Source organism: Dietzia aurantiaca (assembly GCF_021033825.1).
Taxonomy (GTDB): domain Bacteria; phylum Actinomycetota; class Actinomycetes; order Mycobacteriales; family Mycobacteriaceae; genus Dietzia; species Dietzia aurantiaca.
Window position 1 is genome coordinate 305854 of sequence record NZ_JAIFXZ010000002.1, and the last position, 22380, is coordinate 328233.

A 22380-nucleotide genomic window follows, 5' to 3' on the forward strand; every position below is an offset into this window, starting at 1 on the left:
CGGTAGGGTCGTCCCCATGCCCGCCCGGCGGCAGCGCCCCGGGCGACCGGATCATCCGATCATGCGAAGGAGCCCGCCGCGGTGAGCGATACCCACCCCGACCAGTTGACGTCCCAGGGCGAGCCTCCCGCCGGATCCGCGGCCTCCGCGGCCGAGGACGCGCGGCTGCTCGAGCGGGCGGTCTACGAGGTCAAGAAGGTCGTGGTGGGCCAGGACCGGCTCATCGAGATGATCCTCGTCGGTCTGCTCTCCCGCGGACACATCCTTCTAGAAGGTGTGCCGGGCGTGGCGAAGACCCTGACGGTGGAGACCTTCGCCACGGTGGTGGGCGGGTCCTTCCGGCGCCTCCAGTTCACCCCGGACCTGGTGCCCGCCGACATCGTCGGCACCCGGATCTACCGGCAGGGCCGCGAGGAGTTCGAAGTGGAGCTCGGACCGATCCTGGCCAATTTCGTGCTGGCCGACGAGATCAACCGCGCCCCCGCCAAGGTCCAGTCGGCGCTGCTGGAGGTCATGGCCGAAGGGCATGTCTCGATCGGCGGACAGACGTTCCCCATGCCGTCACCGTTCCTGGTCATGGCCACCCAGAACCCGATCGAGAGCGAGGGTGTCTACCAACTCCCCGAAGCGCAGCGCGACCGGTTCCTGTTCAAGCTCGTCGTGGACTACCCGAGTCCAGAGGAGGAGCGGGAGATCGTCTACCGGATGGGCGCCACCCCACCGGAGCCGACCCGGATCCTGGGTGTGGACGCGCTGCAGCGACTGCAAGCGTCCGTACGCGAGGTCTTCGTCCACCACGCACTCGTCGACTACGTGGTGCGCGTGACGATCGCGACACGCGAGCCCGCGCGCCACGGACTCGAGGACGTGGCCCGGTGGCTCGCCTACGGCGCCTCGCCCCGAGCCACCCTGGGAACGGTCACCGCGGCGCGCGCCCTCGCTCTCGTCCGCGGACGCGACTACGTGGTGCCCCAGGACATCGTCGATGTCCTCCCCGCCGTCCTGCGCCATCGGCTCGTCCTCACCTACGACGCGCTCGCTGACGAGATCACCGCGGACACGGTCGTCCGCCGGGTGCTCGAGGCCGTCCCGCTGCCGCAGATCAGCGCGGTCCCGGCCCAGGCCGGCCCGCCGCCCTCGCCGTGACCTCCGCGGAGGAGGATCGGCGCGACGACCGGGTCGACGTGTCGTCCCGTGCCGCCCTGAACCAGCTCGAGTTGCTCGTCACACGGCGACTGGACGGTGTCCTCAACGGTGATCACCGGGGTCTGCTCCCCGGCCCCGGTACCGAGCCGGGGGAGGCCCGCGCCTACGAGCCCGGTGACGACGTGCGGACGATGGACTGGTCCGTGACCGCCCGGACGACCATCCCGCATATCCGCCAGACCATCGCCGACCGCGAGCTGGAGACGTGGCTCGTCGTCGACCTGTCCGCGTCGCTGGACATCGAGGGCCGGTACGGCGCCAAGCGCCGGCTCGTGGAGGCCGCTGTCGCGACGGTCGGATTCCTCTCCGCCGGTGGCGGCAGTCGGGTGGGCATGATCCTGACCGGTGACGGTCGGCCCCGCGTACTGCGCGCCACCGGGGGGCGGGACCACGTCCGGCGGCTGCTCGAGGATGTCTCCCGCTCCGCTCCGGAGGTCGCACCGGGAGGTGCGCTCGTCGACTGCCTCCACGCCGTCCGCAACGCGGCGCGTCGGCACGGACTGGTGGTGGTGATCTCGGATTTCCTGTCCGAGATCGACTGGGAACGCTCGCTCCGCCTCCTCGGCACCCGTCACGAGTTCCTGGCCGTGCACGTGGCCGACCCACTCGACATCGCCCTCCCGGCCGTCGGCGTCGCGCTGCTGCAGGATCCCGCAACCGGAGAGGTCCTCGAACTCGAGGTGGACGACGCTCTCGCGGCGGACTATCGGCGTGCGGCCGCCGAGCATCGCGCCGCGGTTCACACAGCGCTACGCCGCTGCGGCGCCCCCGTCCTGGCGCTGCGCACCGACCGCGACTGGGTCCGTGACGTGATCGACTTCGTCGGTGTCCGCAGGCAGGGCGGGCTGCCCACCGGGGAGAACCTGGACCGCGACCTGCCCGGTGAACAGCCTGCGGAGGAGGCGACCCCATGAGCTTGTCCGAGTTCCAGCACCCGCTGTGGCTGCTCCTGCTCGCCGCGCCGTTGGCCATCACGATCGGGTACATCATCGCCCTGCGGTCCAAGAAGCGCAGGACGGTCCGCTTCGGCAACTTCGGCGTCCTCCGGTCGGTGAACACCCGGGGGCGGCGGTGGTTCACGCACGTCCCGGCGGTGCTGCTCATCCTGTCGATGGTCAGTCTCGTGATCGCGATGGCCGGACCCCAGAAGGAGCAGAAGGTCCCCCGTAACCGGGCGACGGTGATGCTCGTCGTCGACGTCTCCCTCTCCATGGAGGCCACCGACGTCGCCCCGTCGAGGCTCGAGGCCGCGCAGCAGGCGGCGACGACCTTCGCCAACAACCTCACCCAGGGCGTCAACCTCGGCCTGGTCTCGTACGCCGGGACAGCCTCGATGCTCGTGGCACCCACCACCGACCGGGGCCCCGTGGTGCGCGCGGTCGAACGACTACGTCTCGACGAGCGGACAGCCACCGGCGAGGCCATCTACACCGCCACCCAGGCCATCACGACCTTCACCGAGAGCCTCGGCGGCCCGGATCAGGCGCCGCCGGCGCGCATCGTGCTCCTGTCCGACGGCAAGGAGACGGTCCCCGCACAGCCGACCGAGGAACGGGGCGCCTTCACCGCGGCCGAGCGCGCCGCGGAGGCCGGGATCCCCGTGTCCACGATCTCGTTCGGCACCATGTACGGCACCGTCGACATCCAGGGACGCCCGCAGCCGGTGCCGGTCGATGACGCCTCCCTCGAGACCATCGCCGAGTTGTCCGGCGGCGACTTCTTCACCGCCTCCAGCCTCGAGGAGCTCGACTCGGTCTACCGGACCCTCGAGGAGCAGATCGGATACGAGTGGAAGAAGGCGGACGCCTCCCGGCCGTGGCTCATCGCCGGTTCGCTCTTGGCGATGCTCGCCGCCGCCGGCTCGCTCACCGCACACAGGCGTATCCCGTGACACCGACCCCTGCGTAACCGGAGCACTCGCGGTCCGACCCGGGGGAGCCGCTCGCTAGGGTGGACACATGGTTTCCGAGAGCAGGCGCGACACCGCGCCACGGACAGTCCTCGTCACCGGCGGTAACCGCGGGATCGGCAGGGCGGTCGCCGAACGACTCCGCGCGGACGGCCACCGGGTCGCGGTCACCCACCGCGGCTCCGGCGCCCCCGAGGGACTGTTCGGGGTCCGGTGCGACGTCACCGACGCCGACTCGGTCGATGCCGCGTTCACCGCGGTCGAGGCGGAATTCGGGCCCGTCGAGGTGATCGTCTCCAACGCCGGCATCACCGACGACACGCTGCTGATGCGCATGAAGGACGAGCAGTTCACACGAGTGGTCGAAGCGAACCTCGCCGGGGCGTTCCGGGTCGCCAAGCGCGCATCGCGCGGGATGCTGCGGGCCAGGTTCGGGCGGATGATCTTCATCGGCTCGGTGGTCGGGCAGTCCGGCACCGCGGGCCAGGTCAACTACGCCTCCTCGAAGGCCGGGCTGATCGGCATGGCCCGGTCGCTGACCCGCGAACTCGGTTCGCGCAACATCACGGCCAACGTCGTGGCCCCCGGTTTCATCGACACTGACATGACCGCGGACCTCGACGACAAGACGCAGGAGCTCGCGGTCGCGGCGATCCCGCTCGGCCGCAAGGGCTCGGCGGACGACGTCGCCGGGGCCGTGAGCTTCCTCGCCGGTGACGACGCCGGTTATATCTCCGGGGCCGTGATCCCGGTCGACGGCGGAATGGGAATGGGGCACTGACATGAGCCGGACCGACACCGACAACACAGGCGCGGGCACCGGGCTGCTCGCCGGTAAGACGATCCTCGTCACCGGCGTCATCACCGACGCGTCGATCGCCTTCCACATCGCCAAGCACTGCCAGCTCCACGGTGCGAAGGTCATCCTCACCGCGTTCGGACGGCCGTCGCTCGTCAAGGCCATCTCCAAGCGACTTCCGGAGCGCCCGCCGGTGGTCGAGCTGGACGTGCAGAGCGACGAGGACCTGGTGGCTCTGGCCGACCGGGTCCGAGAGCACACGGGTTCACTGGACGGCGTGGTGCACTCGATCGGCTTCGCTCCGCCGAGCTGTCTCGGCGACCCGTTCCTCGACGCCCCGTGGAAGGACGTGGCGGTGGCGCTGGAGGTCTCCGCCTATTCCTACGCGTCCCTGGCCAAGGCCGTTCGACCGCTCCTGAACCCGGGTGCGTCGATCATCGGACTGGATTTCGATCCGCGGTTCTCGATGCCGTTCTACAACTGGATGTCGGTCGCCAAGAACGCTCTCGAAGCAGTGAACCGCTACGTCGCCCGGGAGCTGGGGCCGGATCGGGTCCGCTCCAACCTCATCGCAGCTGGGCCGATCAAGACCCTCGCCGCCAAGGCGATCGCCGGTGATGCGCTCGGTCCGGGCGGGGAGCTCGACCAGATGCAGGGGGAGTGGGCGCGACGGGCGCCCCTCGGCTGGAACGTCGAGGACCCGACCGCAGTCGCCACCACCGCCGTCGCCCTGCTCTCTGATCTGATGGCGGCGACCACCGGCACCGTCGTCTATGCCGACGGTGGCGCCGGCACCGTGTCGTTCAGCGAACAGGGACAGTGACGTGACAGACCCGAACCCGGCCGGGGGCCCGGTGGACGCACTGCTGCTCCTGTCCTTCGGCGGCCCCGAGGGGCAGGAGGACGTGATCCCGTTCCTCGAGAACGTCACCCGGGGTCGCGGTATCCCGAGGGAGCGGCTCGAAGAGGTGGCCACGCATTACCGGCACCTGGGCGGGCGTAGCCCTATCAACGACCTCAACCGCGAGATCATCGCGAACATCGAGGCCGAGTTGGCCGATCAGGGACGCGACCTGCCGGTGTACTTCGGCAACCGGAACTGGACGCCGATGGCCGAGGACACCGTCCGCCGGATGGTGGCCGACGGGGTTCGCCACGCCGCGGTGTTCGCCACCTCCGCATGGGGCGGCTATTCCGGGTGCGCCCAGTACAACGAGGACATCGAGCGCGTCCGCCAGCAGGTCGCGGGGGCGCCCACGATGATCCGGCTACGCCAGTTCTACGACCACCCGCTGTTCGTGGAGCGCTTCGCCGCGGATCTGCGCCGGGCGATCGACGCCGCGGTCCCGGGTGCGCGGGTGGTCTTCACCGCCCATTCCGTCCCCGATGCGGCCGACGAGGTGGCTGGCCCGCCCGCGCTGGGCGGCCACCTCTACAGCCGTCAGGTCCAGGAGGCCTCGCGGCTCGTCGCCGAGGCGGCCGGAGTGGCGGAGTACGACGTCGTGTGGCAGTCGCGTTCCGGGCCGCCGGGCGTCCCGTGGCTCGAGCCGGACGTGGTGGACCACGTCCGTGATCTCGCCACCAGTCGCGGCGTCCGCGATGTCGTCGTCGTCCCGATCGGGTTCATCTCCGATCACGTGGAGGTCATCTGGGACCTCGACACCGAGCTCGTGGACGAGGTCCGCGAGCTGGGTGTGACCGTCACCCGCTGTGCGACGCCCGGCCCGAGCCGGGAGTTCGCCCGGATGGTCGTCGAGCTGCTCGACGAGGTCGAGTCCGGCACCACGCAGCCACGACCGGGCAGCGTTCCCGCGCTCGGTCGCAACCGCGACGGGGCCCGCTGCGGGATCGGGTGCTGCGCCCGCTGAACAGTGACGTTCAGCGGGGTCCCCACTCCCGTAGCGCCGATTCGCCGGCGGCCGCCACGGCGGACCGACGCGCCGCGTCCTTCACCGCCACCAGGCGGCGCAGGATCGGCTCGCGCGTCGCGGGGTCGACGCCGAGCCCCGGCCGGGCCAGGGCGAGCGAGGTGATCGCCTCGACCCTGTCGATGCGATCGACGAGTTCGAGCACGCGCGCGGGCAGTCCCGCGGGAACGCGGGTGATGGCTGCGTGCACGTCTATCGGGCCGGCGGCGCCCACCCCCTGAGCGGCCGCGGACCGTTCGATGAGCTCGGCGGCGTCCACCACTGCGCGGCCGAGTTCGTACAACGCCTCCGACGGCCCGGCCGGCTGGGGCGCCACCGGGCAGTCTGCGACGCCCCGGATCCGCCACCGGAGGACGTCGACATGCGGCCGCACACAGGTCAGGCACAGCCCCTCGCGGCTCTGCGGATCCCGGATCAGAACGCCCCAACCGGCCTCCGCCACATCGGCACGCACCGCGGGAACGGGCGGAAGGCTCGACGAGTCGCCGGGCGCGGTGGTGAGGAGCGAGAGGATCTCCGCGGCGGGGTGGGAGGCGCCGACACGGCGCAGGTGCCGCACGATGTCCGGCAGCATCCCCACAGCCCCGGCCGCCGGGCCCACGTCGGCGAGCCCCGCGACCGGCTCACCGACGATCTCGACCAGGTGCGACTGGGCGAGGCCGCTGACGTACGAGCTCAGGGCATCGAACGGCTGGTCCGCCCACGCGGTGCGCAGCAGGTGCAGGGGCAGCGCCCACGCGGGGGAGAGCGCGGTACTGGTGGCGAGGGGTCGTGACATGACGATCGATCCTACCGCCGGTGCGCCACCGCCCCGATCGTCGTCGCGGCGGCTACGGTGTCACGCCATGGCTGATATGTACGGCTCCGATGTCCTGTCCGGAACTGCGCGGCGACGCCGCCCGCAGGTCCCCGTCGTGGACGCCGAGCGGGATCTGGTCGTCGAGGACGCCGGGTCCGGGTTCTGCGGCGCGGTCGTGGGCTTCGACCGGAGCTACGACGGCGAGTTCGTCAAGCTCGAGGACCGACACGGCCGGGTTCGCCTCTTCGCCATTACACCGTCGGCGTTCCTCCTCGACGGCTCACCGGTGACACTGCGCAAGCCCGCGCCCCGGGCCGCCACCGGGCCCGCGGTGACGGCGTCGGGTTCGCGAAAGGTCGAGGGACTCCGCGCCCGGACCGCCCGTGCGGGCCGGATCTGGGTGGAGGGAATCCACGACGCGGCGCTGGTGGAGAAGATCTGGGGCCATGACCTCCGGGTCGAGGGCATCGTGGTGGAGCCGCTCCACGGCATCGATGACCTGCCCGGGCTCGTGGCCGACTTCGGCCCGACGCCGCAGGCGCGCCTCGGTGTCCTGGTGGACCACCTGGTCGAGGGCAGCAAGGAGTCGCGGATCGTGGCCGGGCTGGGCGGGGACGTCCTGGTGACCGGTCACCCGTACGTCGACATCTGGCAGGCGGTCAAGCCCGCCGCCGTCGGTATCCGCGAATGGCCGGTCGTCCCCCGCGGCGAGGACTGGAAGACCGGCATCTGCTCCCGCCTGGGTTGGGGCGAGCCCGCCGACGGGTTCCGTCACGTGCTGTCGTCGGTCAGCAGCTACCGCGACGTCGAGCCGACGTTGCTCGGCGCGGTGGAAAGACTGGTGGATTTCGTCACGGAGCCCGCGTGACCGGCATCCGCGCATCCAGCGCCATCCCCACCAGGCCCACCGCGGCGAACCCGGCGGTCGCCCACAATGCCGCGGTGCCCTCGCCCGCGGTGAGCGAGTTGCCGAGCATGATCGCGGCGACCGTGCCGGGCGCGCTGCCGATCACGGTCGCCGGCAGGAACTGCCGTCGCCGGATCGAGGTCAGCGCGGCGGCGTAGTTGACGACCGAGAACGGCACAACCGGGACGAGTCGCAGGCTGCCCACCGACAGCCAACCCCGGCGCTGCAGGCGCGCGTCCACCTTCGCGATCCGCGGGTCGGCGCGCAGTGCCGCGGTGCGTTCGTGTCCGAGCCGCCGCACGAGTTCGAAGGCGAGCGCTGCGGCGATGCCGGTCGACACGAGGGACCACGGTATGGCCACGGCTGGCGGGAAGAGCACCGCCGCCGAATAGGTGAACGTCGAGCGGGGGACCGGCACGACGGTGACCACCGCGTACGCCGCGAAGAACGCCGGGGCGAACCACGGTCCGAGCTGGCCCGCCCAGGAGCGGAGCTGTTCCAGCCCCGGGACGGGGACGAGGGTCGCGAGGACGACGACGACAACGACCGCCACCACCCAACCGATCACCCGTCCGCGCACCGGGATGACTGTAGCCCCACAGGCCCCGGGGTTCTCCCCCCGAGGACTCCCCGCACTCCAGGGCGTGTTCCTGCGGTGTGAAGCGCTGCACTAGAGTCCCGAGGTGACCCCCTTCACTCCACAAGAGAACGAGGTACCGGTGACCAGTCCGACCCCAGGTCCTGACCTTCACTCCTGGTACGCATCTGTGGGAGCCGTCCTCGCGAAGGCCGCCCGCAAGGATCACGCCGACATGCCCGATGACGCCTGGCGTTCGCTGATCGCGACCACGCGGGACGGGATTGAGATCAACCCGCTGTACACGCGGGCGGACGAGATTGCAGAGCGTCCGGCGCCGGGGGAGTTCCCCTACGTCCGTGGCGGGAACCGTGCGGGACTTCCGGAGAACGGCTGGCACGTCAGTGCCCGCGTCGAGGCCACCGGCGACGTCTCGCAGGTCAACACGCGGATCCTCGACCAGCTCGAGCAGGGTGTCTCGGCACTGTGGCTCACCGTCGAGGCCGCCGATCTGGCCGCCGTCCTCAAGGACGTCTACCTGGATCTGGCGCCGGTGACCTTCGAGTCGGGAACCGATCTGGTGGAGGTCGCCGAGGCCTACCTCGAACTACTCGACCAGCGCCGGACCGCCGGTGACGGGGTGCAGGACCGCTCGGCCGTGGTCGCCGATCTGGGTGCCGCCCCGGTCACCGCCGCCTACGCCGGGGTCGGCTCCATCGGACTGGACGCCGCCGTGCGTCTGGCCGCCCGGGTCTCAGAGCGCGAGGAGACCATCCGGACGTTCGTCGCTGACGGCACCGTGTTCCACGCCGAGGGCGCCGGGGACGCCCAGGAGCTCGCCTACGCCGTCGCGGCGGGGCTCGAGTACGTGCGTGCCCTGATCTCGGCGGGAATGTCCGCCGACGCCGCCCTCCGCCAGATCTCGTTCCGGTTGGCCGCGACCGACGACCAGTTCGCCTCGATCGCCAAGTTCCGGGCCGGTCGCCTCATGTGGGCCCGTGCCGCGGAGCTCCTCGGCGCCCCGGAGGCCGGCGGCGCCGCGCAGCACGCGGTCACCTCCTCTGCGATGATGTCGCGTCGCGACCCGTGGGTGAACATGCTCCGCACCACGCTCGCCGCATTCGGGGCGGGCGTCGGCGGTGCCACCTCCGTCACGGTCCTGCCGTTCGACGCCTCGGTTCCCGGCGGTCTCCAGAGCACGTCCCGCTCCTTCGCCGACCGCATCGCCCGCAACACCCAGCTGCTGCTTCTCGAGGAGTCCCACCTGGGCCACGTCGTGGACCCCGCCGGTGGCTCCTGGTACGTCGAGTCGCTCACCGACTCGCTTGCCGACGCCGCGTGGTCCGTCCTGCAGACCATCGAAGCCGCGGGCGGCCTCACCGCCGCGATCGGCTCCGGCTCCGTGGCCGAGTCCATCGCCCGGGTCCGGGACGCCCGTGACGCCGACATCGCGCACCGCAAGGCCCCGATCACCGGTGTCTCGGAGTTCCCGAACCTCGGTGAGCCCGCGTTCGACGAGTCCCGTCGAGGAGGCGGGGGCTACCGTTACGGTCGCGCCTTCGAGGACCTGCGTGACCGCTCCGACGCCCATCTCGAATCAACCGGATCGCGTCCGACGGTCCTCGTCGCCGGCCTCGGCCCGCAGGCGGAGACCACGCCCCGCGTGACCTTCGTCGCCAACCTTCTCGCCGCCGGCGGAATCGAGGCCCGCAACCCGGGCGTCACCGAGGCTGGTCAGTACGCCGATGCTCGCGAGGGTGCCGAGGTCGCCGTGATCTGTGGCGCCGACAAGCGCTACGCCGCCGAGGGCTCGGATGCCGTCGCCGCCCTGCGCGCCGCCGGTGTGACGACCGTGTACCTCGCGGGTGCCGAGAAGGGCTTCCCCGCCGACGCCACCGACCGCCCCGACGGGTACCTGGGTCTCGGCATCGACGCCGTCGCCGCCCTGTCCACCCTCCTCGACCAACTGGGAGTGAAGTGAGATGACGACCTTCCCCGATTTCAGCACCGCCCCCCTCCGCGAGGCCGCCGCCGACACCGAGGCCGCGGGCACCGCGGTCGAGGGCGGCGTCGCCGCAGACGCACACTGGGAGACCCCGGAGGGCATCGACGTCAAGCGCGTGTACACCAAGGCCGACCGTGACGGCGTGGAGAAGGGCACGGCCGGCGCCGCGACCGAGGAGGCCGCAGGCGACGAGGTCACCCCCTTCCCGCTGGACACCGTGCCCGGCGCCGCCCCGTTCCTGCGCGGGCCGTACCCGTCGATGTACGTCAACCAGCCGTGGACGATCCGCCAGTACGCGGGCTTCTCCACCGCCGCAGAGTCCAACGCCTTCTATCGTCGCAACCTGGCCGCCGGCCAGAAGGGCCTGTCGGTCGCGTTCGACCTGGCCACACACCGTGGCTACGACTCCGATCACCCGCGCGTGGCGGGCGATGTCGGTATGGCCGGCGTCGCGATCGACTCCATCCTCGACATGCGTGAGCTGTTCGACGGCATCGACCTGTCGGCGGTGTCGGTGTCCATGACGATGAACGGCGCGGTGCTACCGATCCTGGCGTTCTACGTCGTGGCGGCAGAGGAGCAGGGGGTGACGCCGGAGCAGCTCGCGGGGACCATCCAGAACGACATCCTCAAGGAGTTCATGGTCCGCAACACCTACATCTACCCGCCCAAGCCGTCGATGCGGATCATCTCGGACATCTTCGCGTACACCTCGCAGAAGATGCCGCGGTTCAACTCGATCTCGATCTCCGGCTACCACATCCAGGAGGCCGGGGCGACGGCCGACCTCGAGCTCGCGTACACGCTGGCCGACGGTGTCGAGTACATCCGCGCCGGGCTCGAGGCCGGACTCGACATCGACAAGTTCGCGCCGCGGCTGTCCTTCTTCTGGGCCATCGGTATGAACTTCTCGATGGAGATCGCCAAGCTGCGTGCCGGCCGCCTGCTGTGGAGCGAGCTCGTCGAGAAGTTCGGTCCGAAGAATGAGAAGTCCAAGTCGCTGCGTACCCACTCGCAGACCTCCGGCTGGTCGCTGACCGCCCAGGACGTGTTCAACAACGTCGCCCGCACGGCGATCGAGGCGATGGCCTCCACGCAGGGCCACACGCAGTCTCTGCACACCAACGCCCTTGACGAGGCGCTCGCGCTGCCGACCGACTTCTCCGCACGAATCGCCCGCAACACCCAGCTGCTCCTGCAGCAGGAGTCGAACACCACCCGGCCGATCGACCCGTGGGCGGGCTCCTACTACATCGAGTGGCTCACGGCTCAGCTCGCCGACAAGGCCCGGCTCCATCTCCTCGAGATCGAAGAGGCCGGCGGCATGGCGCAGGCGATCGGGGAGGGCATCCCCAAGCTGCGTATCGAGGAGGCCGCGGCCCGCACGCAGGCCCGTATCGACTCCGGCCGCCAGCCGGTCATCGGCGTCAACAAGTACGTCGTCGACGAGGACCAGGAGATCGAGGTCCTCAAGGTCGAGAACTCCCGGGTGCGCGCCGAGCAGGTCGCCAAGCTCGAGAAGCTCCGTGCGCAGCGCGACGAGCAGGCCTGCCAGGCCGCCCTCGCCCGCCTGACCGAGGCCGCCTCGGGCGGCCCCAGCAGCGACCTCGAGAACAACCTGCTCGCGCTCGCGATCGACGCCGCCCGGGCCCAGGCCAGTATCGGTGAGATCTCGGACGCTCTCGAGAAGGTCTACGGTCGACACAAGGCCGAGATCAAGACCCTGTCCGGTGTGTACCGGCAGGAGGTCACCAAGGAGGGCGCCGTGGACAACGTCACCCGGGCCATGCAGATGGCCGACTCCTTCGCCGAGCAGGAGGGACGCCGTCCCCGCATCCTGCTGGCGAAGATGGGTCAGGACGGCCACGACCGCGGCCAGAAGGTCGTGGGCACCGCGTTCGCCGACCTCGGCTTCGACGTGGACATGGGCCCCCTGTTCCAGACACCGGAGGAGGTGGCCCAGCAGGCCGCCGACGCCGACGTCCACGTCGTGGGTGTGTCCTCGCTTGCCGCCGGCCACCTCACGCTGGTCCCGGCGCTGCGCGCGGCGCTGGCCGAGGTGGGCCGTGAGGACATCATGGTCACCGTCGGTGGTGTCATCCCACCGGGCGACTTCCAGGAGCTCTACGATGCCGGCGCGGCCGCGATCTACCCGCCCGGAACCGTGATCGCGGAGGCCGCGATCGAGTTGCTCGGTTCGCTGGCGGGCGAGCTCGGGCACGAGCTGACCGCCTCGGGCGAGGAGGCCGGCACGGAGGTGGGGTCCTGACCCGCCTCGGCTCCGGACCCGACCCCGCGGGGTCGGGCAATCTCTCGGGCAGTCTGTCCACCACCCTGGGCACCGGTACGGTGCGCGGGCCGGTCCCGGCGGCGACCGGTCCGCGCCCGCGTCGTGAGATCGACGTCGACGCCCTGCTGGCGGGCGTCCTCGAGGATCGCCGCCCGACTCTGGCCCGGGCGATCACGCTGCTCGAGTCCACCAACCCGACGCACCGGGAGAAGGCGCAGCAACTCCTGCTCGGGGCCTTGCCCCACTCGGGCGGCGCGCTACGGATCGGGATCACCGGGGTACCGGGGGTCGGCAAGTCGACGTTCATCGAGTCGTTCGGGTTGTACCTCGTCGAGCAGGGACACAAGGTCGCGGTCCTGGCGGTCGACCCGTCATCCACCCGGACCGGTGGCTCGATCCTCGGGGACAAGACCCGGATGGCGACGCTCTCCACGGAGCCTCGCGCCTACATCCGGCCGTCTCCGACGTCGGGAACCCTCGGCGGCGTCGCCAAGGCGACCCGGGAGTCGATGGTGCTGCTGGAGGCCGCCGGTTTCGACGTGATCCTCGTGGAGACCGTCGGCGTGGGCCAGTCCGAGGTCACCGTCGCCGGAATGGTCGACTGCTTCACGTTCCTCACCCTCGCGCGCACCGGCGACCAGTTGCAGGGCATCAAGAAGGGCGTGCTCGAGCTCGCGGACCTGGTGGCCGTCAACAAGGCCGACGGACCGCACGTCAAGGACGCCCAGCGGGCCGCGCGTGAACTCGGCGCCGCGCTCCGGCTGGTCCGCCCCGCCGATGCGGTGTGGAAGGTCCCGGTCCTCACCATGTCCGGTCTCGAGGGAGACGGACTAGACGGTTTCTGGGACGCCGTGCAACGGCATCAGTCCGAGATGGACAAGGTCGGGGAGGTGGCCGGCCGTCGTGCACGGCAGCAGGTCGAGTGGACCTGGTCGATGGTGCGCGACACGCTCATGGCGCGGCTCGAGGCCGATCCCGACGTGCGGAAGACCGCCACGGACGTGGAGAGGCAGGTCCGCGAGGGCACCCTCACGGCGGCGCTGGCGGCCCAGGCGATCATCGACGCGTTCGACTCCTGACCGCGCGCACGTTTCCGGTCGAGCCTCGTCCCACCCCTGGCATCCGCGCCAGCGCCTGTACACAACACGCACAGCGAGGAATGCTGGCATGCACGGCGTGCCATGAGTCCCGGTATGCAGCAGAGCCGGGGGCAGCGGGGCGGGTCAGCGCTTGCGCAGGACGAACCCGACAGCGCTGATGTGCTCGTCATGGGTGGTGAAGGTCTTGCGCATCGCCAGCACCCGCTTTCGGGCGTCGGCGTCACGGAGGAGGTTGCGAACTATCCGGGCGAGGCCTACGACGCCCTCGTCGGCGAGCATGCGCCGCGGCTGGAGCAGCGCCATGGGGCGGAGCTCGGTGGCCTCCACCTCGAATCCGGCTGTCTCGAACAGTTCGCTCCACTCCGAGACGGTGAGCGGGCGTGCGTTGACGCGGATCGACCGGGCCAGGTCCTTGCGGATCTCGGTCTTGATCGAGTCGTCCAGGTCATCGGGAACCAGACACAGCTCATGAACGAGGTAGCGGCCGTCCGAGTCGAGCACACGGGCGGCTTCGTCCACGATCTGCTTCTTGGTCGAATCGCCCTGCATCGTGAGCATCGCCTCGCCCACCACGACGTCGGCTGACGCCGACTCGAGGCCGGTCTCCTGCGCGGAGGCCACGACCATGGCACCCCGTCCGCCAATGGCGGAACGCGTGACCTCGACGGCCTCCGGGTCGGAGTCGACCCCCGTGTAGGACGACGGGGACTCGTCCAGCAGCAGCGACGCGGTCAGGCCCAGGCCCGGCGCGAACTCGACGACGCGCTTGCCGGTGACCGTGGATGCGTGGACCATCCACTCCGACAACTCGCGGCCGCCGGGGCGTAGGACCTTCTTGCCCACCCGGGCGAGAAGCCAGTGGCCCGCGACGGACTCTGAGTCGCGCTCGTGCTGGGGGAGCGGCGGGCTGGAGGTCATGGGAGGTCCCTTCGTCTGCGTCAGCGCCCACCAAGGCAGGCCTTCTTTAGGGAAGGCTACCCTGACCTATAGTTATCGCGATAGGTGAACCTCACCGGCGGAGGTCCGAGATCGGGGGGCGCTTCAGCGACGCTCGAGTGCCCGACGCGCGGGCTCCTCGAGGAAGCGGTGACTCGCCGCGCCCGCAGCGAGCGAACCGGCCACCGTGACCGGCCAGATGACGGACATCCGGCGGGCCCACAACGGCGTACGGGTCAGGGGGAACGAGGCCAGCAGGACCAGCTGGTGCCACAGGAAGATCCCGTACGACCACGCGCCGACCTTCTGCAGGGGCGCCGATTCCAATACCGGGAACCGCGTGCCCTCCGGCGCCAGGACCACCGGCGCGAGCACTAGGAACGCCATCGCCCCCGCGAGCCCGGTGCGCGCCGCGAACTCGACGGGGCCGGGGTGGACGAAGCCCTCGGAGAACCACGCCGGCACGGTGGTGGCCACCAGTGCCGCACCGCCGACGACCCACCAGCCCCACCGGGCCAGACGGTCACGACAGAGACGGACGAGGGTTCCGGGAGGCGCAGTCGCCACCTCGGCCAGCAGCATGCCGGCGGCGAACCATGCAGTGAACGCGGGCGGCAGGATCTGCTCGTTGACATACGGCGGCAGAATTCCGAGTCCGTGCCAGGGGAGCATCGGGAACACCAGGCCGGATGCGCCGAACGCCGCGATCACGGGGATCCGCCAACCGGCGGCGTTGCCGCGCAGACCCTTCATCGCGGTCCACAGGACGGGGAAGGCGAGGTAGTACGCCATCTCCACGGCCAGGGACCAGGCGTGGGTCAACCCGGCGACCAGGAACTCGGAGGTGTAGATCTGCGTGAGGGTGAGGTTTACCAGCCAAGAGGTGGGGCCGTTGACGTGGTTCTGCTTGAGCAACAGCATCGCGGCGGCCACCAGCACCACGTACGCGGGCATGATCCGGACCAACCGGGAGCGTAGATACTCTCTGGTCGGCCGGGCCGTCCCGGGCTCGTCCCGACGGGCATGGGAGGCGTGGGTGCGCCACAGGAGGAATCCTGATTTGGCGAAGAACACCGCCACCGCGAGGTCCAGACGCCCGAAGACGCGCTTGAGTGGCGACCCCGAGGACGACCGGGTGACGAACGCGACGTGGGTGGTCAGCACCCCCACTGCAGCCAGGCCCCGGATGCCCTCGAGTGCGGGCACGAAGCCACGGGCGCCCGCGGGCCGCCGCGATGCCGAGCCCGTCTTCCCCTGCTCGGTCACAGGCCGCCACGAGCCCGCGATCGGCGTCGCCGGGCCGACTCCGCCTGACGTCGCCACGCGGGGCCCGGCCGCGGGCACCGCCGACTCCGCCCGCTGCCGCACCCGGCGTCGCACGGACCCGCGGACGCTCTCTCTCGCGTTCGTCACGGCTGTTCGCACCGAGGCCGTCAGCGGCTCCACTTCACCCCGGACCACCGCCGCGCGCCGGGTGGAGACCCCGGCAGCGAACGCCCCGCCCGCGACGATGATCAGAGCGGCGGCGACGGACCTCATGGACTCTCCCGGGGCGGTGAAGGGGACGACGGCGAAGTGCGACGACGCCAGCGCCCGGGCACCTCCACAGGCCGCCCGGCACATCCGCAGGAGCCTAACACCGGTTCTAGTTCCGCCCGGCGGCCACCCGCTAGGGTGGCAACACCCCTCCCCAGATCGGAGTGCCCATGACCGACGACTCCGGCGAGGCCGACCGTGGCGTTACCGGCACGAGCGACGCGGTGGCCGACGCCGTGGACGTTCTCGTGGGGGGCGGCGGGCCGGCCGGGGTGTCCGCTGCCACCTGGGTGGGCCGGTACCAGCGCTCGACCGTGCTCGTCGATGCCGGGGCTCAGCGGAATCTCTCGGCCCGGCGAATCCACGGCATGCTCGGCACCGGCCCCACCACTCCGGCCGAGTTCTACACCGACATCAACACAGGTCTCGACGAGTACCCGACGGTCCGCCGGCTCGGCGGGGCCGTCACCAGTCTGATCAAGGACTCCGACGACCGGTTCGTCGCCCGGATCGCCCCCTCTGACGGTGATGGTCAGTTCATCGTGACCGCCAAGCGGATCGTCCTCGCCACCGGGGTGCGCGACCGACTGCCCGACATCGCGGGTATCGACGAGCACTACGGGGTCGACGTGCACCACTGCCCGGCCTGTGACGGCCTCACAGCTGCGGGCCGGCGGGTCATCGTGCTCGGCGCCGGCGCACACATACCCGCGTATGCGTCCGAACTGTTGGACTGGGCCTCCGAGGTCGTGATCATCACCGAGAGCGACTCCGACCCGTCCTTCGACGACGATCAGCGCGCGGCCTGCGCCGAGCACCAGATCGAGGTGATCGACGGCGTCGCGCGCGAACTGGTCGGGGAACCGGACGCACTGGACGGTGTGCGGCTCGCCGACGGAAGGGTGATCGCGGGGTCGAGGGTGTTCTTCTCCTACGCGCATCACCCGACCAATGAACTCGCCACGTCCCTGGGCTGCGAGACGGACGACGAGGGCGGGCTGGTCGTCAACGCGCTGCAACTGACCAGCGTCGACGGCGTGTACGCCGCCGGCGATATCGTGACCGGACTGCAGCTGGTACCGATTGCCGTGGGCACCGGCGCCGCGGCCGGCGTGGCGTGCGCGACCTCACTGCGCGGGCACGCGACCGTCGCCGACGTCCCCAACCCGGCGCCTCCGACACGGAACTTCACCAGGCCGACCAACTGACAGGCCGACCGACTGACTCAGCCCGGTCCGCCCGTCGAGCCCGACCCGGCGAGCGAGGCGATCGCCGCGCAGATGTCGTCCAGCACCGCGCTCGGGCCACCCGGCGTGCGCACGTCGGTCGCGATCCGCGCGCTGGGCGCCCGCCCACGGTGACCGCGCCGGTCCTCGACGGTCATCCCGCGTGTGTGCTTACCGCGGCACTCCACCCGCACGCTCGCCGGTACGGACTCGACCGCGTCCGGATGCAGGGCCAGCCAGGCCACGAACGGGTCGTGCACCTGCGCCAGGTACCCCTCGCCCACGGACTCGTGGAACTCGAAGTAGAACCGCAGCGCCTCGGCCAACGCCCGCGTCAATGACGTGTCCGCCGCCGCGACCAGTCGCGCGGACCGCTCCGGCGTCCACACCGCCCGCTCGGTGAGGTTCAACCCGCACCACAGCGGCCCCCGGACGCGTGCGTGAGCGTTGTTAGCGTCCTCCCAGGCCAGAGACACCGCGTCGGCCGCTTCCGGGTCGACGTCCACGTTCCATTCGCTGACGGGAGTCGTGTTGCCCGGATGGCCACGGAACGTGCCGCCCATCACCACCAGGTCGCCCACCAGTCCGGGCAACGCGGGTTCCGCCGCCAGCGCGCTGGCCAGCGTGGACGAGGGGCCGGTCACGATCGCCACAAGCTCGCCGGAGTGAGCGCGTGCGGCGTCCACCCAGAGCTCGGCTCCGTCGCGGGGATCGGCGCGCCTCGTCGTCGTCGTCATTCCAGGCGCTCCCGTCGTCGCCTTCGTCGCCGTCTCCGCCCCGGTCCCGACCTCGAGAACGGCGTACCCCGCACCGCGGGGGCCGTGCGTCTCGGGCGTGAACACGTGCGGGACGGCGATCGCACCGGCCGCACCAGCGCAGACCGGAAGCGGGGGAGCACCGGCCAGGTCCAGCCACGCCAGCGCATTGGCCACGGTGTCGTCGAGCCCCACGTTGCCGGCCGTACAGACCACGCCGACCAGTTCGATACGCCCGGCCAGGTGCTCGGCCACGAGGTAGGCGATCGCCAGCGCGTCGTCGATGCCGGGGTCGCAGTCGAGCAGGACCGGGGTCGGGGGCCGGCTCACGGGCCCGGCGCGCGGTCCAGCAGCACGTCCCGCGTCACCTCGAGGTGTCCCAGGTGCCCGGCGACGTCGTGCAGGATGTGCGCGAGCACCCAGTCGACGGTCAGCGTCCCCGCCCGGCGCGCGGCCTCCACGTCGAACGCCGTCCCCGTGGGGTGCGCAAGGGTCCCGCGGTCGCGGGCGGCCGCCGCCCATCCGGGCAGCCGGTCCACCAGATCGGCGAGCCGGTCCAGCTCCGGCCCCACCGGCCCGGCGAACTCGAACTCCGCGGCCCGGTCACGGACGACCTCCTCGGCGCCCAGGCAGGCCGCGCCCCACGAGGTGACCACCCCGCACAGGTGGTGGACGAGGGTGGCTGCGCTGTTCGACGGCCACCTCGACCCGGGGCCCGTCGGCGCCACGTGGACCAGCGTGCCGGGCCCGTCCCCACCGAGGTCGGCGATAGCGGACCGGATGCCCGGGACGACCTCGGCGCCGAGCACCAGGTGCGCGGCGGCGGCAGCGGGGTCCACGCTCACCACGGGCTCGGCTCGAAGTCCTTGAGGAAGCAGCCGTACAGGTCCTCGCCGGCCTCGCCGCGCACGATCGGGTCGACCACGCGCGCGGCGCCGTCGACCAGGTCCAGGGGCGCGTGGAAGCCCTCTTCGTGCAGGCGGACCTTGGTCACGTGCGGGCGCTCGTCGGTGATCCAGCCGGTGTCGACGGCGGTCATGAGGATGCCGTGCTCGGCGAACATCTCCTCCGCGGACGTGCGGGTGAGCATGTTCAGGCCCGCCTTGGCCATGTTCGTGTGCGGGTGGCCGGCCCCCTTGTAGCGGCGCGAGAACTGGCCCTCCATCGCCGAGACGTTGACGACGTACTTGCGCCGCGCCTTCGACGCCGCCATCGCGGGGCGAAGGCGGGAGACGAGGATGAACGGCGCCACCGAGTTGCACAGCTGCACCTCGAGCATCTCCATCGGCTCGACCTGCTCGACGGTCGCCACCCAGCTGTTGTGGTCCACCACGTCCGGCAGGAGCCCGCCCGCGTCGATGGCCGTGCCCGCGGCCATCCGCTCGAGGGACGACGACCCGGCCTGTAGCGCGAGGGTCGCGATGTGGTCGGCCTCCCGTTCGGCCTCCGCGCTGCCGATGAGGGCCGATTCGCCACCCATGAGGGCGGCGGGGTGGAGCTCGGAGGTGCGTCCCATCGTCACCATGGGAATGTCCGCGGCCCGGCCGGTCAGCGGCGCCTTCTCACCCTCCACGAGTCCGGAGTAGGAGCCGGGGGAGCGGCGCACCGTCTGCGCCGCGTTGTTGATGAGGATGTCCAGCGGTCCGGCGGCGGCGACCTCGTCGGCCAGCGCCACCACCTGCGCCGGGTCACGCAGGTCCACGCCCATCACGTGGATCCGGTCGGCCCAGTCCGCGTAGTCGTCCATCTTCGCGAAACGGCGCACCGCGTCGCGGGGGAAGCGGGTGGTGATGGTGACGTCCGCACCAGCGCGCAGCAGCATCAGCGCGATGTACATGCCGATCTTCGCACGACCACCGGTGAGCAGCGCGCGCCGCCCGGTCAGGTTCATCGCCGGGTCGCGCCGGGCCCGGTTGGCGGCAGCGCAGTCGGGACACAGCTGGTGATAAAAGGCGTCGACGCGGGTGAAGCGCTGCTTGCAGACGTAGCAGGCCATCGCGCGCTGCAGATGGCCCGCGACGGCGCCCGGGGTGGTGGAGACGAGGCGGATACCGGCCGTCTCGTCGTCGATGCGGGTGGGCGAGCCGGTCGCGGTGGCCTCGATGACCGCCTTGTCGGCCTCCTGACGTGCGCGGCGCACCTCGGAGCGTCGGGTCTTCTTGAGGAGCTTGAACATGTGGCCCACCGACCGCTGCACGCGGATCGAGTCGGGATGATCGACGTCGAGCGCCGCCGCCTGGTCGAGGACCTGTAGGAAGGTGTCGAAGTCGTCTGGATCGATGCCGGTCACCAGGACACGGTACGACGACCACGTCGCCGGACCCTAAACCGAGCGCCGCGGGTGCGGCCCCCGTCACTCCGGTCCTACACCGGTGTTGCCACGTCCCCGTGAGCCGCAGCCCGGGAATCCCCTCGAAACGAGAGCGGGCCCCGGATCCAATCGGATCCGGGGCCCTTCTACTGTCTCGACACAGTGTGCGCGAGGGGGGACTTGAACCCCCACGTCCGTTAATAGGACACTAGCACCTCAAGCTAGCGCGTCTGCCATTCCGCCACTCGCGCTTGCACACCTGCTCCGCCGGTGCGGGGATCTCCCCGCCTTGGCCGTGCGAGGAATGACATTAGCCGATGCCTGATCCGCTGACCAAATCGGGCGCCGGATCCTCCCGGCGCGTCCCGGTCATCGCTGGTAGACAGGGACGTGACCGGCTGGAGGACACCCTCCGGTGGAGTCCGATTCAGGAGGATGACGATGACCGAGTTCCGTGTGCCCGATCCCTACCTCGCACTACCGGATCTGCCGTTGTTGGAGGTGAACAGCGAGTCCTACGCCGAGGGCGCCACCCTCGCACCGGCGCAGCTGGGCGGCGTCATGGGCGTGGAGGGAGGTGCGGACAAGTCACCCCAGGTGAGTTGGAGTGCAGGCCCCGAGGGCACGAAGAGCTACGCCGTGACCGTCTTCGACCCGGACGCACCGACGGCCTCCGGATTCTGGCACTGGGCCGTGGCCAACATCCCGGCGGACGTGACGTCCCTCCCGGAGGGGGCGTGCACCGCGGGCGACGTCTCGGGGCTGCCGGAGGGGGCCGTCGTGCTGCGCAACGACGCGGGCTTCAAGGGCTTCGTGGGTGCGGCGCCCCCGGCCGGCCACGGACCGCACCGCTACATCCTCGCCGTCCATGCGGTGGGGGACGTGATCGAACTCGGCGATGACGCCTCGTGCGCCTTCCTCGGCTTCAATCTGTTCGGCCAGGGCCTCGCCCGCGGAACCACCACCGCGCTCTACGAGCAGTAAGACGGCGCGCTGCGCGGGCTCAGCGATCAGCTGGGCCCGGAGCGCACGGCCGACCCGACCGCCTCCGCCAGGGAGCTGTACCCGCCCTGGCGGAGGCGTCGTGCCACCAGGCGGCTGGACCCCCACAGCAGTGACGGGCCGGTGAAGATGAATCCCGTGTAGGTCTGCACGAGATCCGCACCGTGGGTGATCCGATCCCAGACGTCCTCCGGCGTCTCGACCCCGCCCACGGAGATGATGACGATCCTGCCGCCGGCCCGGGAGTAGATGCGCGAGAGCACCTCACGCGAGCGTGCGGCGACGGGTGCCCCGGAGATGCCGCCGGCGCCCAGCGCCTCGACGTCTGTCGCGCGCGTGCGCAGCCCGTCGCGCGAGATCGTGGTGTTGGTCGCGACGATCCCGGACAGACCCAGTTCCAAAACGAGATCGGTCACCGAGTCGATGTCCCGGTCGTCGAGATCGGGAGCGATCTTCACCAGGACCGGAATCGTCGCCACGTCGCGTACCGCCGCGAGGATGGGCCGCAGCGATTCGACGGCCTGCAGGTCCCGCAGTCCGGGCGTGTTGGGGGAACTGACGTTGACGACCAGGTAGTCGGCGAGCCCGGTGAGCATGGTCGCGGAGGCGACGTAGTCACGCACCGCGTCCTGCGCGGGGACGACCTTCGTCTTGCCTATGTTGATGCCCACGGGATCGCTGCTGCGTCGTCGGCGCAGGTTGTTGGCCGCGTTTCCGGCCCCGTGGTTGTTGAACCCCATCCGGTTGAGGATCGCGCGGTCCTCCGCCAGCCGGAACAGACGGGGGGCGGGATTGCCGGGCTGGGCGGAGGCCGTGACGGTGCCGACCTCACTGAACCCGAACCCGATCGCGCCCCAGGAATCGACTGCGGCAGCGTTCTTGTCGAACCCGGCGGCCAGCCCTAGCGGGCCGGGGAAGGTGCGGCCGAGCACCTCCTGCGAGAGAACAGGGTCGCGCACCCCGAGGATCCGCCGGACAAGGGACCCGAGCGGCGGGATCAGCGTCAGGAGTTTGATCAGACCGAACACCAGGTGGTGGATCCGCTCCGCGGGAAAGCGGAACAGCAGCTTCTTGAGCAGCGCGTACACGGTTCT

At 70.9% G+C, this 22380-nt stretch carries 20 protein-coding genes and 1 tRNA gene; 12 read left to right on the forward strand and 9 right to left on the reverse strand.

Annotation, left to right across the window (positions count from 1 at the left end):
- Nucleotides 1-81: 81 nt before the first annotated feature.
- The 6 genes from K3888_RS04010 to K3888_RS04035 all read left to right on the forward strand — a co-directional run bounded on the left by K3888_RS04010 (nt 82) and on the right by K3888_RS04035 (nt 5782).
- Nucleotides 82-1146: an AAA family ATPase gene (locus tag K3888_RS04010; RefSeq protein ID WP_372459525.1), complete on the forward strand. Its 1065-nt coding sequence runs from the start codon at nt 82-84 to the stop codon at nt 1144-1146.
- Nucleotides 1143-2120, forward strand: a complete 978-nt coding sequence (locus K3888_RS04015) for a DUF58 domain-containing protein (RefSeq protein ID WP_230928932.1) — start codon at nt 1143-1145, stop codon at nt 2118-2120. Before K3888_RS04010 ends, K3888_RS04015 begins: the two co-directional genes overlap by 4 nt.
- Nucleotides 2117-3097, forward strand: a complete 981-nt coding sequence (locus tag K3888_RS04020; protein ID WP_230928933.1) for a VWA domain-containing protein — start codon at nt 2117-2119, stop codon at nt 3095-3097. Before K3888_RS04015 ends, K3888_RS04020 begins: the two co-directional genes overlap by 4 nt.
- A 67-nt stretch (nt 3098-3164) precedes the next feature.
- A complete protein-coding gene (gene fabG1 / locus K3888_RS04025; protein ID WP_230928934.1) occupies nt 3165-3896 on the forward strand; it encodes a 3-oxoacyl-ACP reductase FabG1 in 732 nt (243 codons plus the stop codon).
- A gap of 1 nt (nt 3897) precedes the next feature.
- A complete protein-coding gene (gene inhA, locus K3888_RS04030) occupies nt 3898-4737 on the forward strand; it encodes an NADH-dependent enoyl-ACP reductase InhA (RefSeq protein ID WP_230928935.1) in 840 nt (279 codons plus the stop codon).
- Nucleotide 4738: 1 nt separating this feature from the next.
- Nucleotides 4739-5782, forward strand: a complete 1044-nt coding sequence (locus K3888_RS04035; RefSeq protein WP_230928936.1) for a ferrochelatase — start codon at nt 4739-4741, stop codon at nt 5780-5782.
- 10 nt (nt 5783-5792) lie between these two features.
- Here the strand turns inward: K3888_RS04035 and K3888_RS04040 are convergent, their stop codons facing one another.
- On the reverse strand, nt 5793-6620 hold the full coding sequence (locus K3888_RS04040; RefSeq protein ID WP_230928937.1) for an Rv1486c family protein: 828 nt from the start codon (nt 6618-6620) through the stop codon (nt 5793-5795).
- 76 nt (nt 6621-6696) lie between these two features.
- On the opposite strand from K3888_RS04040, the gene K3888_RS04045 reads away from it, so the two are divergent.
- Nucleotides 6697-7509 (forward strand): DUF3097 domain-containing protein, encoded by an 813-nt coding sequence (locus K3888_RS04045; RefSeq protein ID WP_230929087.1) that lies wholly within the window; start codon nt 6697-6699, stop codon nt 7507-7509.
- Here the strand turns inward: K3888_RS04045 and K3888_RS04050 are convergent.
- Nucleotides 7493-8128: a TVP38/TMEM64 family protein gene (locus K3888_RS04050; protein ID WP_230928938.1), complete on the reverse strand. Its 636-nt coding sequence runs from the start codon at nt 8126-8128 to the stop codon at nt 7493-7495. The genes K3888_RS04045 and K3888_RS04050 overlap by 17 nt on opposite strands.
- A 232-nt stretch (nt 8129-8360) precedes the next feature.
- On the opposite strand from K3888_RS04050, the gene K3888_RS04055 reads away from it, so the two are divergent.
- The 3 genes from K3888_RS04055 to meaB all read left to right on the forward strand — a co-directional run bounded on the left by K3888_RS04055 (nt 8361) and on the right by meaB (nt 13499).
- Nucleotides 8361-10106 (forward strand): methylmalonyl-CoA mutase family protein, encoded by a 1746-nt coding sequence (locus tag K3888_RS04055; RefSeq protein ID WP_230928939.1) that lies wholly within the window; start codon nt 8361-8363, stop codon nt 10104-10106.
- A gap of 1 nt (nt 10107) precedes the next feature.
- Nucleotides 10108-12399, forward strand: coding sequence for a methylmalonyl-CoA mutase (scpA, locus tag K3888_RS04060; RefSeq protein WP_230928940.1), 2292 nt, complete (start codon nt 10108-10110; stop codon nt 12397-12399).
- Nucleotides 12400-12479: 80 nt separating this feature from the next.
- The gene (gene meaB / locus K3888_RS04065; protein WP_230928941.1) at nt 12480-13499 is read left to right on the forward strand and encodes a methylmalonyl Co-A mutase-associated GTPase MeaB; all 1020 of its coding nucleotides are present in this window, start codon (nt 12480-12482) and stop codon (nt 13497-13499) included.
- Nucleotides 13500-13643: 144 nt separating this feature from the next.
- Here the strand turns inward: meaB and K3888_RS04070 are convergent, their stop codons facing one another.
- Together K3888_RS04070 and K3888_RS04075 are read right to left on the reverse strand one after the other, a co-directional pair.
- Nucleotides 13644-14438 (reverse strand): class I SAM-dependent methyltransferase, encoded by a 795-nt coding sequence (locus K3888_RS04070; RefSeq protein WP_230928942.1) that lies wholly within the window; start codon nt 14436-14438, stop codon nt 13644-13646.
- Between the two features lie 123 nt (nt 14439-14561).
- Nucleotides 14562-15995 (reverse strand): acyltransferase family protein, encoded by a 1434-nt coding sequence (locus tag K3888_RS04075; protein ID WP_230928943.1) that lies wholly within the window; start codon nt 15993-15995, stop codon nt 14562-14564.
- 167 nt (nt 15996-16162) lie between these two features.
- Here K3888_RS04075 and K3888_RS04080 point away from each other — a divergent pair, with 167 nt between their 5' ends.
- The gene (locus K3888_RS04080) at nt 16163-17200 is read left to right on the forward strand and encodes an NAD(P)/FAD-dependent oxidoreductase (RefSeq protein WP_230928944.1); all 1038 of its coding nucleotides are present in this window, start codon (nt 16163-16165) and stop codon (nt 17198-17200) included.
- A 17-nt stretch (nt 17201-17217) separates the two neighbouring features.
- Here K3888_RS04080 and K3888_RS04085 read toward each other — a convergent pair whose 3' ends face one another.
- The 4 genes from K3888_RS04085 to K3888_RS04100 all read right to left on the reverse strand — a co-directional run bounded on the left by K3888_RS04085 (nt 17218) and on the right by K3888_RS04100 (nt 20535).
- A complete protein-coding gene (locus tag K3888_RS04085; protein WP_230928945.1) occupies nt 17218-18303 on the reverse strand; it encodes a nucleoside hydrolase in 1086 nt (361 codons plus the stop codon).
- The gene (locus tag K3888_RS04090; RefSeq protein WP_230928946.1) at nt 18300-18821 is read right to left on the reverse strand and encodes a mycothiol transferase; all 522 of its coding nucleotides are present in this window, start codon (nt 18819-18821) and stop codon (nt 18300-18302) included. Before K3888_RS04090 ends, K3888_RS04085 begins: the two co-directional genes overlap by 4 nt.
- Nucleotides 18815-20263 carry an SDR family oxidoreductase gene (locus K3888_RS04095; RefSeq protein WP_230928947.1) on the reverse strand — a complete coding sequence of 483 codons (1449 nt, stop codon included), beginning with the start codon at nt 20261-20263 and terminating at the stop codon, nt 18815-18817. The genes K3888_RS04090 and K3888_RS04095 overlap by 7 nt, the downstream gene beginning before the upstream one ends.
- Before the next feature lie 186 nt (nt 20264-20449).
- Nucleotides 20450-20535 (reverse strand) — tRNA-Leu (locus K3888_RS04100).
- Between the two features lie 190 nt (nt 20536-20725).
- On the opposite strand from K3888_RS04100, the gene K3888_RS04105 reads away from it, so the two are divergent.
- A complete protein-coding gene (locus tag K3888_RS04105) occupies nt 20726-21268 on the forward strand; it encodes a YbhB/YbcL family Raf kinase inhibitor-like protein (protein ID WP_230928948.1) in 543 nt (180 codons plus the stop codon).
- Between the two features lie 26 nt (nt 21269-21294).
- Here the strand turns inward: K3888_RS04105 and K3888_RS04110 are convergent, their stop codons facing one another.
- A complete protein-coding gene (locus tag K3888_RS04110; RefSeq protein ID WP_230928949.1) occupies nt 21295-22374 on the reverse strand; it encodes a quinone-dependent dihydroorotate dehydrogenase in 1080 nt (359 codons plus the stop codon).
- Between the last annotated feature and the right edge of the window lie 6 nt (nt 22375-22380).